Consider the following 14992-nt stretch of genomic DNA (forward strand, 5'->3'; position numbering starts at 1 on the left):
ATTTACACCACAAACGCCGTTGAAGCCGTGCACAGGCAGTTTCGAAAACTGACCAAAACCAAGGGTGGCTTCGCCAATGAGAACAGCTTACTCAAGCTGCTGTACGCCGGTATACTGAAGGCCTCCGAGCGCTGGACGCACCCAATCCAGAACTGGAACCTGACGCTGTCACAGCTGGCGATCCACTTCCCGGAACGCTTGGAGAAATACATCAGTCTATGACTATTTGGCTGACACAGAATTTTGAACACCCTCAACCTGACGCTGTCACAGCTGGCGATCCACTTCCCGGAACGCTTGGAGAAATACATCAGTCTATGAGGCTATTTGGCTGACACAGAATTTTGAACACCCTCTCACGATCTGCTGAACTCGAAAGCAGACTCTTGGAGTTTTTAGCGCTCGCTCCTTTTGAGGATTCGGAGAGAGTCATGGCTAGTAGAGTCATGTGTAGTATTGCATTCGAGCATGCTGAAAGCGCGAAGATGCTGATTTCGGGTGGTAATCTCACCTCCGCGACGGGACTTGTTCGTCTTCAGTATGAGGCTTTGGTCAGGGCAATGTGGCTTCTCTACGGCGCTCCCGACAGCGCCGTTTCTAAGTTGACCAGTGAGCTGACACAAGTTGCTGCAGCCGACGGCAGGCAGCTGCGCAGTTTCGCCGCGATAGAGCTTCGGTGTTATGTGTAAGAATTATGGAACGGCTAGATAATCCTTCAAATTTCCTTGGATGGGCTTCAATACTTGTTGGCGGATTGTTTTTATCATTGAGTATTTATTTGCTAACAGACTTTCCTTTATCTAAAGAAATTGAATCAGTCCATGGCATAGTTGAGGAAGCGGCACTAAAATCCAGAGGCAAAGGCAGCGATACTTTTTAGTGCCTGTAGGCGGCGAGAAATTTCGATATTCCGGCTTCTGGAGTAAAGACATTTATACTTCCATAATGAGGGGCTCTGAGGTAGAGCTTAGTTACTACCAAGCATTCGATGGCACCAAGCGGTTGGCTTCCATGCGTATCGGTAATATTAAGGTGTTGAGTAAATTTCAATCTTTATCTGGTGCCGCAGTATTTCCAGGCGTGGGTGGTTTACTCAGTTTATTTTTTATCTTTTTAGGCTTCCGTGATCTCCGGCAACTTCGGCGCACATAACAATGCCAGACAGTAAAGCTCCGGGCCTTCGTCCCCCACGGGACAGCTGACGTCCTTATGCATCAATACATGAGAGATTCAAAATGAAACTAATAAAACTATTTTTAGTGCTCCTTGTTTTAGCGGGTTGCTCGAACAGAGGAATCTATGAGGGAGCGATAAAAATGGACACCCACCAATTGAAACATTAATGCGAAGGCTACTGCATTCTTAGTCCCTGTTGCCAGAGCTTTGTTTTCGGGCAAGTAGAGCCTGCGTCCTGTGTGGAATTTCGCCAAACAGTTTTGTTGTGGCGCAGCAGTCCTTCGCAGAAGCCCGCGATGACGTTTTTCCGTGACAGGAGAAATTTTAAGAGGTGATCGGCGGGGAGAGATAGCGCGCGCAGTCGCGGATTCCGTGGGCCCAACGTTTTCCGATTTGTTCGCAGGCAGAGCGCACTGAGTGGGCGGTACCAACCAGAGACTTGAAGCGACTTTCAAAATTGCGGTTCAGGTAGAGCCAGTGCAGTGGGTCGATCTGCAGCTGTTCGAGAATTGGCAGTAGTTGTTCGTCGATCGCTCCTCGCTTGTCTTCACGAATGAACTAACACTCATCTGTCTCCGAACAAACATAAGCACCCTGAAATATTGTTTCATCTGATATTTTGAATCACTCTGCATTTCGGAAATGCAGAACATCCCCAGAATTGCTTACCTGCATTTACACCGCGCTTACTTGTCCTCCTGACCATCGGGCTACCACATTTAGGACATAGCCGTTCTGCTTCAGGGTTATTTCGAGATTTAAGATTCTGTATATGCTGCTTATGTGTCTCACGCGTTGGAGCAAGACGCCCGGATTGAATCCGGCTGACTAAATTCTCAACTTCCTCGTTCGTCAATACAGCACTCCGAAAGGATTTTATATAACGAATACAGCCTCCCTCCTTGGTAACATTATCAGGCATTTTAGTCTTGAATGTACTGGAACCAACGAAAACAATTACTGAGTGTATGAAGTGCTCGGGAAGACCAAGAAGTTTTGCCAAAGCTTTTGTATGTTTGTAGTTCTGCCTGAGCGGATTCTGAAATCTGAAAGATTTATTGTAGATCTTCTGTGTCCAATGAGCTTGATGTTCCCCACCAAAAATCCAACCCCGCATATTCTTTGTCTCCACCACGAATATTCCAAAGCGGGATATAAAAATATGATCAATCTGTGTGGTGCCGTCAGGAGTTTTTAAAGTTACATTATGTATGCGACGATATATGTCACTGGGGAGACGCAACCATCCGAAGAAACGGACCTGCAGCTCGCCCATCATCCCTTTAAACCAAGGGGATTTTACAGCTGCTGCAACTATTGCAATTGGCAGTAGCCAATAGACAAGTGGTAATACCTGATTAACAACGAAATCTAAATGCATACTGAGTTACTCTGCTGCACAAACTTTCTCAGAAGAAACGGCACATCAAAAATCTGAAAAATACGCCCTTCCCCTACACCAAAGAGCCACCAAGCAAACTATTCTGGTGGAAGCTATCAGAGGCATCTTTGATATTATTGGATATGGAAATATCCAATATCAGTGTTGAAAGTTCAATAGTTTTCCTCGCAGAAGAAAACAGATGCCCCGGCCCCTCCAAGAGGGAGGGGCCTTCGCAGCTGCTTTGGAAAGACTCAGCCGCCGCAGCGCAGCGTGGCGCTCTCCGCACCAGCGGGCACATATTTGATATCCGCCACTGCCAGTGACAGGGGCTTTTCGCTCTCAAGCAGCAGGCTGCTCTCTACCCGTGAGAAGTCCGCGCCTTGTTTGGCGAAACACTGGAGGTCGATGGACATCTCCGTCCATTCATTGACGGGGATTTGCTGCAGAGATTCCAGCAATGACAGGCTGCCGGCACAGTCTGATCCGCAATCCACCGAAGCTCGCACTTCGCCACTGGGTTTCTCATCCAGGCGCAGCTTCAAATTCAGGGTGCCGCCGGACTCCAGATAGCGGCTCATGTCCTGCGGTTTCCCCGCGCGCAGGGCCACGCCGCCGGGGCGCAGGCCGGCCCACTGCACCAGGCGCGCGTCTTCCTGATTGCGCATATCGATGGCGCTTACACGAATATTGCCGTCGCTGCTCTCGGCCACATTGCCCTCTACTTCAATCGGTGCACTGCCCTCGTCGAGCAACACAAGGTTCCAGGGCGCGCGCGGGCGCCATACCATCATCCAGGCATCCTCGAGTCTGCCTTCGGCGTAGCTCTCCCCCTGTTCCGTGAGGTCGGATGCTATTTCAACCTTGTCGCTGTAGGTGAGGCCGTAGCCGTAGGCAAACAGCGGATCATAGTCATCATCGCCCAGGTTGAGCGGTGTTTGATCCACCAACAGCGGCCAGCTGAATGAAAGTTTACCGGTAAAGTCATGGCGGATTTTGCCGTCGGCATCAGTGAGGATTACATCGGCCACCCCCGCGCCTTCAGAGCCCGGCAGCCAGGCGGCGACAAAAGCGTCAGACGCATTCAGCTCTTTGTTGACCCACAGCGGGCGACCGGAAATAAAAATACTCACCACCGGAATGCCCTGGGCCTTGAGTTTTTTCAGCAGCGCCAGATCGGTTTTGGTACCGAACTGATATTCAAGACTGGTGATGTCCCCGTGCCATTCCGCATAGGGGTCTTCGCCAAAGACCACCACGGCCACATCCGGCCGCTCGGCGTCGGTAAAGGTATCTGCGGAGAATTCTCCGTCGACAGACAATACGGCTTCACCACCGGCACTTTCCACAGCGGTTTTAATGCCTGCGTAAATGGAAGTAGCCCCAGGGAAATCCGCCTGACTGTTGCCGGTGCCCTGCCAGGAAATCGTCCAGCCGCCGCTCTGCTTGGCGATATTGTCCGCGGCGTCGCCGGCGACGAGAATTTTCTGTTTTGGATTAAGGGGCAACAGCTGACCATTGTTCTTCAGCAATACCAGCGATTTGCGCACCGCCTCGCGGGCTATGGCTCTGTGCTCCGGGCTGCCGAGAATACCGGTAGCGCCTGCCAGTGGTTTGTTGCGCTCGAACAGGCCCGCGCGCATTTTTACCCGCAGTATGCGCGTCACCGCGTCATCTATGCGGCTTGTGGGAATTTCACCACTCTTGGCCTGTGCAAGCGTGTTCTCGTAGAGCGCCTTCCAGTCGGAAGGTACCATAAACATATCCAGCCCCGCGTTGATCGCCTGGGGACAGCTCTCCAGGGTGCAACCTTCAACGAAGCGGTGGCCGTTCCAGTCTCCCACCACAAAACCGTCAAAGCCCAAGCGACCTTTCAGTACATCGGTCAGCAGGTATTTGTGTCCGTGTAGCCTTACCCCTTTCCAGCTGTTGAAGGAGGCCATCACAGTCTGCACGCCCGCCTCCAGCGCGGCGATATAGCCTGCGGCATGGATCTCCGCGAGTTCTTCTTCACTGGCAGGGGTATCGCCGCGGTCCATACCGCGATCGGTGCCACCATCGCCGATAAAGTGCTTGGTGGCGGAGATGAGCTTTTCACCGCCGAGGAATTCCGCCGAGGACTTTTCCCCCTGAATGCCTTCCACCATGGCGCGGGCGTATTCGCGCACGATTTTCGGGTCCTCGGAATAGCTTTCAAAGGTGCGCCCCCAGCGGTCGTCACGCACCACCGCCACCGTCGGTGCAAAGGTCCAGTCAATTCCGGTTACCGCCACCTCGCGCGCGGTGGCCTCGCCGATACGGCGGATCAACTGCGGGTCCCGTGTGGCGCCGAGGCCGATATTGTGCGGAAACAGAGTTGCGCCGATTACATTGTTGTGGCCGTGCACTGCGTCGGAGCCCCAGAGTACCGGGATTGCCACGCCGCCGTCGGAAGTATCCATGGACGCGCGGTGATAGGCTTCCGCCAGCGCGAGCCAGTCTTCAGGCTTGGCAAATTTGTCGTTGTTCGGGTAGGTGCCGCCGCCGTTTAGAATCGAACCCAGGTGATAGTTCTTCACGTCTTCCGGGGTGGCGTACTTGATCTCCGCCTGAATTAACTGGCCGACCTTTTCTTCCAGCGTCATTTTCGCCAGTAGGGCTGCAATCCGCTTTTCAATTTCCGGGTCTTTCGCCAGCGCCGGTTCGAGCTTCGGCCAGGGGCTGTTATCCGTGACCGTATGGCTTTCTGTGGTTTTATCTCCAGTCCCACAGCCGCACAACAGCGCCGCTATTACTGGGGCTATCAATCTCTTTTTCACTATAAAGTTCTCCCTTCGCCTATCGTTTTTATTGCTGTGGCGCGATTATCTTTTTATTTATTCGATAAAATTTGCCAACTCTAATTTCATAGCCTCAGATCAGATTCAGATACAAAAGCTCAATTCATCCACCAACGGATCATTAAACATCTTCTCTGCAGCCAACTGCCCATTTATCGAGAGAAAGTTGTCGGCGGCATTATTCTATCTATTTGCCGATTGATAAACCTATGATTGATCCGCATAAGCTCTGTCATATTTTCAGGAAGCGCGCTCAAACAATGGGATTCGAAAACGCGCGATAAAACCTCTGTATCCAACAACTTTGAAAGGTTCCCTATCGCCTGCGTTTCTCGTGCGATTACAGGGTTTCTTTAAAGCCAGGGAACGAGTTAATCGATGATTTCTGAATGATCCGCCGTAAGATTCAGTGGGAATTTCTCGGTGTGCCGTGACACTCGACAATATGCAGATGCGCTTCCTTCAGATCCATATCACTACCGTCGGCAAGCTGGGTAACGGTATTGCGGTATATCTCCTGCCAGGGGGTTTGATTGACCAGTCGCGGCGGCTGCCAGCGGGCGCGGCGACGCTGTAGTTCTCCGTCTTCTACCAGCACATTCACTTGGTTTTTATTCAGATCGATTTCCACTATGTCATTGGTCTCGAGAAGCGCAAGGCCACCGCCCACCGCTGCCTCGGGAGAGGCGTTCAATATAGAAGGGCTGGCAGAGGTGCCACTCTGACGGCCATCGCCGATACAAGGCAGACAGTTAACACCGCGTTTGATCAGGTAATTCGGTGGGCGCATGTTAACCACTTCCGCGGAACCGGGATAACCAATAGGACCGCAGTTGCGAATGACCAGTATGCAGTGTTCGTCGATCTCCAGTGCCGGATCGTCGATTCGGCGGTGGTAATCCTCGGGACCTTCGAACACTATGGCTCGGCCGCGCAGTACATTGGGGTGTTCGGGGTTGGAAAGATAGTTTTTGCGAAAATCATCCCCGATCACGGATTTTTTCATAATCGCCGAGTCGAACAGATTGCCGCGCATAACGGCAAAGCCCGCGTGTTCCCGCAGCGGATCATCGAAGGAGCGTATAACCTGCGTATTGCGGGGTAACTGCCGAGCGTAATTCTCACCGAGAGTTCTACCGTTTACACTCCGGCAGCTGCCGTCGATATGCCCCGCGCGCAGCAGCTCTCCCATTACAGCCGGCACGCCGCCGGCACGGTAAAAATCTTCCCCCAGGTATTCGCCCGCCGGCTGACAGTTAACCAGCAGGGGAATTTTTTCGCCGAAGGTTTGCCAGTCGTCGATGGACAACGCCACCCCCAGGCGGTTGGCGATCGCTTGCAAATGGGGCGGCGCATTGGTGGAGCCGCCAATTGCGGAACAGAGGCGCACGGCGTTGAGAAAAGCCGCACGGGTCATAATGTCCGAGGGTTTCAGGTCTTCCCACACCATATCGACAATGCGCCGCCCGGTGTAGTAGGCCATAGCCGAGCGTTCCTTGTAGGGCGCCGGTATAGCGGCACAGCCGGGCAGCGACATACCCAGCCCCTCGGCGAGACAGTTCATTGTCAGCGCCGTGCCCATGGTGTTGCAGTGGCCGACGGAGGGCGCAGAGCGGGTGACATTCTGCATAAACTGCTCGTAATCGATATCGCCGCGGGCATAGTCCTCCCGCGAACGCCAAATAATGGTCCCGGAGCCCACCCGCTGTTCTTCGTTATTTTTTGTCTCCCAGCCGTTCAGCATGGGACCGCCGGATAGAACGATTGCCGGGATATCAACCGCCGCCGCTGCCATCAAAGTGGCCGGCGTGGTCTTGTCGCAACCGGTGGTGAGCACCACACCGTCTAGGGGATAGCCATAAAGAATTTCTACCAGCCCCAGATAGGCCAGGTTGCGGTCCAGCGCGGCAGTGGGACGTTTGCCCATTTCCGCAATGGGATGCACGGGAAATTCCAGCGGAATACCGCCCGCGTCGCGGATGCCCTCGCGCACCCTCTGTGCCAGCTCCCTGTGGTGGCGGTTGCAGGGCGTAAGATCGCTCCCTGTCTGGGCGATGCCGATAATCGGCTTACCGGACTGTAATTCCTCCCGGGTGAGGCCGTAGTTCAGATAGCGCTCGATATAGATAGCCGTGTGGTCCGGATGGTTCGGGTCATTGAACCAATCGGCACTGCGGAGCTTTCTTTTTTTATTCATCAATTGACAACCAAACCTTCGCGAAAATTGCCGCTCAGCGCGACGTGATACTGCAGGCCGGTGCCCTGCTGAGTCGCTGGCACCGGCCACTCTTGGCTCAAGCCAGGGTATAGGCCGTCTTCACCGTGGTGTAAAACTCCCTCGCGTAGCTGCCCTGCTCCCGCGCCCCGTAGCTGGAGCCCTTGCGGCCGCCGAAGGGCACGTGGTAATCCACACCGGCGGTGGGCACATTGACCATCACCATGCCCGCCTGAGCGTTGGCCTTGAAGTGGCTGGCGTGTTTGAGCGAACGGGTGACGATACCCGCGGAGAGGCCGAATTCCGTGTCGTTGGCGAGCGCCAGCGCCTGCTCGTAGTCATCGGCGCGGATTACCGTGGCAACGGGGCCGAAAATTTCCTCGCGGTTTATGCGCATCTGCGGCTCGGTGCCGGTAAACAGGGCCGGGGTCAGATAGAAGCCCGGCGTTTCCCGCTCCACCCGCTCGCCACCACACACCAGGGTCGCCCCTTCTCCACGACCGATGTCGATGTAGTCGAGGTCCTGCTTGAGCTGGCGCTCGTCCACCACCGGACCGATATGGGTACCGGCCTTTAGCGCGTGATCGGTGACCAGCGCTTTCATGCGCTCGCACACCGCTTCGACAAAGCGATCGTGTATGCCACTGGTGACAATCAAGCGGCTGGAAGCGGTACACCGCTGGCCGGTGGAGAAAAAGGCGCCATTAACCGCGCACTCGACCGCGGTATCCAGATCGGCGTCGTCGAGAACAACCAGAGGGTTTTTGCCCCCCATCTCCAGCTGCACCTTGGCCAGGCGCGCGGCGGCGACCGCGGCTATGCGGCGGCCGGTATTCTGCGAGCCGGTAAAGCTGATGGCGTCCACCTGGGGATGATTGACCAGCGCATCGCCGATGACGCGACCGGGGCCCATCACCAGATTGAAAACACCGTCGGGCACACCCGCTTCCGCAATGATCTGCGCCAGCGCGTGGGCGGAACCGGGCACCAGCTCCGCCGGCTTGAACACCACGCAATTACCGTAGGCCAGTGCCGGCGCTATCTTCCAGGCGGGGATGGCGATCGGGAAGTTCCACGGCGTAATCAGGCCGATCACCCCAAGGGCTTCGCGGGTAACGGACACCTCCAGTCCGGGGCGGACCGACGGTTGCAGTTCACCCCGCAACTGTAGAATTTCACCGGAGAAGAACCTAAATATCTGCCCGGCACGCACCACTTCACCGGTGGCTTCCGGCAGCGTCTTGCCCTCCTCGCGGGCGAGCAGTTCACCCAGTTGCGCGCGGCGATCGAGAATCATCTGGCCAATACGGTCGAGCAGCTCGCTGCGGCTTTGAATACCGCTGCGGGACCAGGCGGGAAACGCTTGGCGGGCTGCGGCTACAGCCTCATCCAGCTGGGCCGGGCTGGCCTCGGCGTATTCGCCGATCCGGTCGTTGGTGTCGGAGGGATTGATATTGGCGATGGTGCCCTGGCCCTCCCGCCATTCGCCGCCGATGTAATTGCAGTGGATCGTCATGATTACCTCTTGGTTTTGCCAATTTTGTTGACGGGTCCGCGCCCTACAACAACCCCCTTGCCGTCAGGTTGTGCATGAGCGCAGAGATACCGAAGGTCCATGGGGGCGCCTTGTCGCTGGTAGTGACCGTGTTGATCAACGCCCCCAGCCTGGGGGAGCGGATGGTCACCCGGTCCCCCACCTTGTGTGTGAACCCCTGTCCGGGCAGATCGCGGTCCTGGGTGGGCGCGAACAGAGTGCCGGTGAACAGCGCCAGGCCATCCGGGTACTGGTGGTTTTCACCAATGGTCTGGGCCACCAGATCCAGCGGATCGCGGCTGATTTCTGTCATCGGACTGACTTCGCGCAGGCGGAAACCGTCCTCGCCCTCGATTTCCAGAGTTACCTCGGCATGGCGCACCTCATCCATGGAAAAGCGCTCGTCAAAGAGGCGCACGAAAGGGCCGATGGCGCAGGAGGCGTTGTTGTCCTTGGCCTTGCCCAGCAGCAGCGCGCTTCTACCTTCGATATCCCGCAGGTTGACGTCGTTGCCGAGAGTCGCCCCTCGGGGACGGCCGCGGCTGTCCACCAATAGCACGACCTCCGGTTCCGGGTTGTTCCAGTGGGAAATCGGGTGAATCCCCACCTGCTCGCCAGGCCCCACCGCGGACAGGGGTTGGGCCTTGGTAAAGACTTCCGCCAGGGGGCCGATGCCCACTTCCAGGTATTGCGACCAGATACCCTGCTGTTGCAACGCCGCCTTCAGCGTTTCCGCCTCGGCGGAGCCGGGCACCACAGCGCCGATATCGCCCCCGATTTTTTCCGCCAGTAAGCTGCGCAGCGCCTCGGCCCGGCCCGGATCACCACCGGCGCGCTCTTCGATCACCCGCTCCAACATACTGCAGGCGAAAGTGACGCCGCAGGCCTTGATCGCCTGCAGGTCCACCGGTGCCAGCAGGTAGGGATAGCGCGGGTCTCTCTGCCCCCCGTGCAGTGGCGCCATGCTGTTGTGCAGCAATTCATCCACACCGCACAGACGGCGCTGCTTGCCCGCTGCCAAATCCTGCGGGCAAAAGCCCTTCTCTACGATTTCGGCCAGCGTGGGAGCCAGAGCGGAAAGATCGAAGACGCCATCGTCGCACAGCCAGACAGGGCTGGGCCCCGGCACCGGGGACAGGGTCTCCGGCAGCCACACACGGCCGAGCAAGGTGCCGGCGAGACCATCCTCGGGCAGCAGAAGCCCACGCAAATTGTCGTTGTCGCTCATGAACCCACCAGTGATGTAATCGTTTACAGTAAAACCCGAACAAATACCACCGCCGGCTAGCCTTGAAACAGCGGCGTCTCCAAGCCAGACACACCGGGCCTGCAACAGAAGAGGCCTCCAGCCAGGGGCTGGCGCTCCAGTTCCGCCTCGCTCAGCCCCTTGCGGGCGCTGGTGATATAAAGTTGGTCCCGGCCACCACCGCCGAAGGTGCAGCTGGTCACATTGGACACCGGCAAGGCAATGCGCCCTACGACGTCACCGCCGGGAGAAAAGCGGCTAATGCCCCAGCCGCCCCAGTGGCAAACCCAGAGGCAGCCCTCGCTGTCCACCGTCATGCCGTCCGGATAACCGGCGGAATCCGGCAACTGGAGAAAGAGACGCTTGTTTTGCAAACTGCCGCTATCGCTCACCTCAAAGGCGTAAATACGCCGCCGCAGCGTATCGGTGTGGTAGAGAGTCCCGCCGTCGGGGCTGAACGCCGGGCCATTGGTGATCACATAGCCCGCATCCAGCCGCTGCCAGCGGAGATCTGTATCCAGGCGGTAGAGTGCGCCACTGGGGGCCCTTTCGCCGTCGTCCATACTGCCGGCCCAGAAGCGGCCGACGGCATCCGTCTTGCCGTCATTGAAACGGTTGCCGGGCAGATCCCCCTCGGGGCCACCGAGCATTTCCAAACGCGCAGTACCGCCGTCGAGGAAAAGCAGTGCGAAGCCGTCGCGGGTAGCGCAGACAAAGCCCCCGCCGGCACGGGGCGCCAGGGCCGATACCTGGGCATTGATGCGCCAGCTGGCCCGCTCCCGGGACTCGGGGATGTAGCGGTGCAGTCTGTATTCCTTGATATCCACCCAGTAGACCGCCCGCTCCCGCGCCACCCACACAGGCCCTTCGCCAAGGGTGGCACCTGCGGGCCAGACACACTCCGCACTCAGCTCCCGCACGCGTCATCCCTCCATCTGTTCCAGTTCGCGTCCCTTGGTTTCGTGTACCCAGCGGGAAACAAAAAGGATGGAGATAAAGGCACCCAGCGCATAGAGGCCATAACTGCCGGACAATTGGATGGCCGCCAGTAACATGGGGAAAGTCCAGGTGATCAAAAAGTTGGAGCCCCACTGGGCCAGGCCGCTGACCGCCAGGCCGGAGCCGCGGATCTGGTTGGGGAACATCTCTCCGAGCATCACCCACATCACCGGCCCCCAGGAGGCGTTGAAAAAGACCACATAGGCATTGGCCGCCAATAGCGCCACGGTACCAACGGTATCGGAAAGCTGCAGGGAACCGTTTTCATCGAGGGTGGCCTGGGAGAAAGCCGCCGCCATCACCGCCAGGGTCGCCGCCATGCCCACCGAGCCCCAAAAGAGCAACGGCTTGCGGCCCACCTTGTCGATCAGCAGCAGTGCGGTGATCACCGCGGCGATACTCACCGCGCCGGACACCACGTTGATCAGTAGGGCATCGCTTTCGGTGAAGCCCACGGACTGCCAGAGCACAGCGCCGTAGTAGAAGACCACATTGATGCCCACCAGCTGTTGGAAGGAGGCCAGGCCAATGCCCACCCAGACGATTTTGCGCAAGCCGCCTCCGGGGGCTTTCAGGTCGGAGAATTTGGGCCTGTGGTCAGAGGACAGCGAGCGCTCGATATCCGCCACCTTTTGCCTGCCCTCGCGCTCGCCGAACAGCCTGCCGAGCACTGCGCCGGCGCGCGCTTTCCTGCCGCTAGCCACCAGGAAACGCGGGCTCTCCGGGATAAAAAAGAGACCGACCAGAAAGATGGTTGCCGGCAGCAACTCCACCCAGAACATCCAGCGCCAGGTCTCGAACCCCCACCAGAACTCGGTGGTAGAAGAGCCGGCCCAGCGGGCCAGGCAGTAGTTGCTGACAAAGGCGCCGAACAGTCCGAAGATAATCGCCACCTGTTGGACCGTGGCCAGGCGCCCGCGGTAGGCAGCCGGCGCCACCTCGCTGATATAGGCCGGTGTCATCACACTGGCCGCGCCGACCGCAAGGCCGCCCAGCACCCGGTAAACAACGAACTCCAAGGAACCGGAGGCGATACCGGAACCCCAGGCGCTGACGATAAAGAAAACAGCCGCTGTTATCAGTAGCGCCCTGCGCCCGTAAATATCCGCCAGCCGCCCGGCAAAAAAGGCGCCCACTGCACAGCCGAGCAGCATGGAGGCCACATTAAAGCCCGTACCGGCGCTGTCGGAATGAAACGCCGCCTGCAGGCCGTCTACGGTGCCGTTGATGACGCCGCTGTCGAAGCCGAACAGAAAACCGCCGATGGTCGCTACGGTGCTGATGGCGATAACGAGAAAGTGGTTAGTCTCGGAGGCGACGGCACCGGATACCCGGTCCGATACCGCACTGGTGGAAGTGGGATTCATATTCTTATTTCCCTCATTCGCTGTGGCCCGCGGGCCGGTTTATTTATTGTTTTGCTATTTTGTCAGCTTTAGCCGCAGCTTTATTTCTTATTTTTGTTTTCATGGCAGCAGATTCGACGGGAATTGCAGCCGTCTTACCCACCTGTGCTCTTCACATTAATGTAAACGTTTACATTCCGTCAAGGGCGAGAGCGATGTGCAGGACCTGTAGCGGGCAAGCGGTTCCGCCGCTGTATCACTTCGGCGGCGCGGCGCTGGATTCACGCACCACAAGTCGGTGCGACACGATTTCCGGCCCCGCACCAATATCGCCGCCGTCGATGGCGCGGCACAGGCGACGCATAGTGCGTTCGCCGATTTCCTCGACGGGTTGGGCGACGGTGGTCAGTGGCGGGTCGAGAATTTCCGCGTAGCGGATATCGTCGAACCCCACCACGGAGATATCTTGCGGAATACGCAAACCGGCGCGGCGGATCTCGCGCATGGCGCCCATTGCCATCTCATCATTGGCGCAAAAAATAGCCGTGGGCCGCGCCTCCAGTGCCAGCAGCCGGCGCGTGGCCGCGCGGGCACCCTCCAGCGTCTGGCGCCCTTCCACCACCCAGTGCTCGGAGACCGCGAGACCAGCAGCGGCCATAGCACTGCGATAGCCCTGTTCCCGGTCGCGGGTCAGCAGTGAAGCCGCCAGACCGGAAATAAAAGCGATGCGTTTATGACCCAGACCGATCAAATGCTCTGTGGCCTCGGCGGCGGCGCGGGCATTGTCCACCCGCACACTGGGGAAGGGACTGAGCTGGGGCGCCACCGCTTCACAGCCGACCACTATCGGCGGCACACGACCGCCTTTGCCGGTCACTTCCGCGTCGCCCTGCATAAACGGCGAGATACTCGCCAACAGCACAATGCCATCGGCCTGCTTGGAAAAAACGATATCGGTGTACTCGTCGAAAGCATGGGTGTTGAACTGGGTTTCGCGGATCAGGATGCTGTACCCCTCTTCGTCGGCAACCCGCCAGATGCCCCGCATTACTCCGGCAAAGAAGGGGTCACCTACCGAGGGCAGCACTACCACCACCAGACTGGTTTTACCGCGGCGGAAATTGCGTGCCAATGTATTGGGGGCGTAACCGGTCTGACGGATCGCCTCCCGCACTTTTTTGCGGGTCTTTTCGCGCACAGCTTCGGGACTGTTCAGATAGCGCGACACAGTGGCGATGGAAACGCCGGCGAGCTTGGCCACATCTTTGATCGACAAAGTAAAAGTCCTTGAGATGCCCAATAAAAGGCCGATGTTAGCGCTTCCTTCACGAAAATTCCCGCAAATACGCCCGGGCACCCCCATATTTGTAAACGTTTACATCATTTGCTAGCCTAGCTGGAATTCGACCATTGACTGCCGGCCAGCCGAGGCTGCGCATGTAGAGATAGAGGAAATGACCAACAACAACAGACTGGCGGTGATTACCGGCGGCACAACCGGCATCGGCAGGGGGATCTCATTGAGGCTCGCCGAGGCCGGCTGGGCTATCGCGGTCAACAATTTGGAGGCCGAGGACGCGTCAGCCCTGCAACTGGTACGAGAAGTGGAAGCCATGGGTGGACGCGCCTGGTACGCCCCCTGCGATGTGGGTGACAGCCGCTCCGTGGACCGCTTTTTCCACGGCCTGACTGACCACTTTCAGCAGGCACCAAACCTGCTGGTCAACAACGCCGGGATACAGACCTGGGCGCCGCTGCTCGACCTGGCTGAAGAAGATTGGGACAGGGTAATTAACACCAACCTAAAAGGCTGTTTTCTGAACACCCAACGCGCCGCGCGCCTGATGGTGGAGGCCGGCAGCGGGGGCAGCATCGTCAATATCGGCTCCGGATGCAACAAACTGGCCTTTCCGCGATTGGTGGACTATGCGGCCAGCAAAGGGGGCATAGAAATGCTCACCAAGGCATCCGCCATCGAGCTGGGGGAGTATGGCATCCGCGTCAACTGCGTGGCCCCCGGAGGGGTGCTGGTGGAGCGAACCGAGCGGGAAGCGCCGGACTACGCGGCATCCTGGTCCGCCATCACCCCGCTCGGCCGGGTGGGCTACGCCCGGGATATCGCCGATGCGGTATTGTTTCTCGCCGGAGAGGAATCGTCCTTTATCAGCGGCCAGACCCTGTGGGTAGACGGGGGCGCCTTTAGCAAAGCCAACTGGCCCTACGCCAACACGGAAGAAACCGTACCGGACTTGACCCGGGAGGAATCCGCGTAAAAA

General features: G+C 57.7%; 12 protein-coding genes. 4 read left to right on the forward strand and 8 right to left on the reverse strand.

Features of this window, described 5'->3' with window-relative positions; all coding sequences use genetic code 11:
* The 3 genes from BM155_RS16035 to BM155_RS17165 form a co-directional block, all read left to right on the forward strand.
* Positions 1–222: transposase (locus BM155_RS16035; RefSeq protein WP_139223307.1), on the forward strand; the 222-nt coding region annotated here is incomplete at its 5' end.
* 224 nt (positions 223–446) lie between these two features.
* On the forward strand, positions 447–689 hold the full coding sequence (locus tag BM155_RS17905; protein WP_437438175.1) for a DUF6988 family protein: 243 nt from the start codon (positions 447–449) through the stop codon (positions 687–689).
* 5 nt (positions 690–694) lie between these two features.
* Positions 695–880 carry a hypothetical protein gene (locus BM155_RS17165; RefSeq protein WP_139223308.1) on the forward strand — a complete coding sequence of 62 codons (186 nt, stop codon included), beginning with the start codon at positions 695–697 and terminating at the stop codon, positions 878–880.
* A 903-nt stretch (positions 881–1783) separates the two neighbouring features.
* Here BM155_RS17165 and BM155_RS16045 read toward each other — a convergent pair.
* The 8 genes from BM155_RS16045 to BM155_RS16080 form a co-directional block, all read right to left on the reverse strand.
* Entirely contained in the window at positions 1784–2557 is a 774-nt protein-coding gene (locus BM155_RS16045) for a nuclease-related domain-containing protein (protein WP_074904265.1), read from the reverse strand.
* Between the two features lie 254 nt (positions 2558–2811).
* Positions 2812–5355 carry a glycoside hydrolase family 3 protein gene (locus BM155_RS16050; protein ID WP_302848374.1) on the reverse strand — a complete coding sequence of 848 codons (2544 nt, stop codon included), beginning with the start codon at positions 5353–5355 and terminating at the stop codon, positions 2812–2814.
* A 427-nt stretch (positions 5356–5782) separates the two neighbouring features.
* Positions 5783–7573, reverse strand: coding sequence for an IlvD/Edd family dehydratase (locus BM155_RS16055; protein WP_074904271.1), 1791 nt, complete (start codon positions 7571–7573; stop codon positions 5783–5785).
* Between the two features lie 97 nt (positions 7574–7670).
* Complete coding sequence (locus tag BM155_RS16060) at positions 7671–9107, reverse strand: aldehyde dehydrogenase family protein (protein ID WP_074904274.1); 1437 nt, start codon at positions 9105–9107, stop codon at positions 7671–7673.
* 43 nt (positions 9108–9150) lie between these two features.
* Entirely contained in the window at positions 9151–10353 is a 1203-nt protein-coding gene (locus BM155_RS16065; protein ID WP_067155710.1) for a fumarylacetoacetate hydrolase family protein, read from the reverse strand.
* A gap of 56 nt (positions 10354–10409) precedes the next feature.
* On the reverse strand, positions 10410–11291 hold the full coding sequence (locus BM155_RS16070) for an SMP-30/gluconolactonase/LRE family protein (RefSeq protein ID WP_074904276.1): 882 nt from the start codon (positions 11289–11291) through the stop codon (positions 10410–10412).
* 3 nt (positions 11292–11294) lie between these two features.
* The gene (locus BM155_RS16075) at positions 11295–12737 is read right to left on the reverse strand and encodes a sugar porter family MFS transporter (protein WP_074904279.1); all 1443 of its coding nucleotides are present in this window, start codon (positions 12735–12737) and stop codon (positions 11295–11297) included.
* A gap of 235 nt (positions 12738–12972) precedes the next feature.
* Positions 12973–13992 (reverse strand): LacI family DNA-binding transcriptional regulator, encoded by a 1020-nt coding sequence (locus BM155_RS16080; RefSeq protein ID WP_067155715.1) that lies wholly within the window; start codon positions 13990–13992, stop codon positions 12973–12975.
* A gap of 178 nt (positions 13993–14170) precedes the next feature.
* Between BM155_RS16080 and BM155_RS16085 the strand changes: the two genes are divergently transcribed.
* A complete protein-coding gene (locus tag BM155_RS16085) occupies positions 14171–14989 on the forward strand; it encodes an SDR family NAD(P)-dependent oxidoreductase (protein ID WP_067155718.1) in 819 nt (272 codons plus the stop codon).
* Positions 14990–14992: the final 3 nt, after the last annotated feature.

It is taken from the genome of Microbulbifer thermotolerans, from assembly GCF_900112305.1.
GTDB classification, from domain to species: Bacteria; Pseudomonadota; Gammaproteobacteria; order Pseudomonadales; family Cellvibrionaceae; genus Microbulbifer; species Microbulbifer thermotolerans.

Bases quoted from the DNA above. Each gene is read 5' to 3' on its own strand.
- BM155_RS17905 (WP_437438175.1), top strand. From the start codon at position 447: ATGTGTAGTATTGCATTCGAGCATGCTGAAAGCGCGAAGATGCTGATT.
- BM155_RS17165 (WP_139223308.1), top strand. From the start codon at position 695: ATGGAACGGCTAGATAATCCTTCAAATTTCCTTGGATGGGCTTCAATA.
- BM155_RS16045 (WP_074904265.1), bottom strand. From the start codon at position 2,557: ATGCATTTAGATTTCGTTGTTAATCAGGTATTACCACTTGTCTATTGG.
- BM155_RS16055 (WP_074904271.1), bottom strand. From the start codon at position 7,573: ATGAATAAAAAAAGAAAGCTCCGCAGTGCCGATTGGTTCAATGACCCG.
- BM155_RS16060 (WP_074904274.1), bottom strand. From the start codon at position 9,107: ATGACGATCCACTGCAATTACATCGGCGGCGAATGGCGGGAGGGCCAG.
- BM155_RS16065 (WP_067155710.1), bottom strand. From the start codon at position 10,353: ATGAGCGACAACGACAATTTGCGTGGGCTTCTGCTGCCCGAGGATGGT.
- BM155_RS16075 (WP_074904279.1), bottom strand. From the start codon at position 12,737: ATGAATCCCACTTCCACCAGTGCGGTATCGGACCGGGTATCCGGTGCC.
- BM155_RS16085 (WP_067155718.1), top strand. From the start codon at position 14,171: ATGACCAACAACAACAGACTGGCGGTGATTACCGGCGGCACAACCGGC.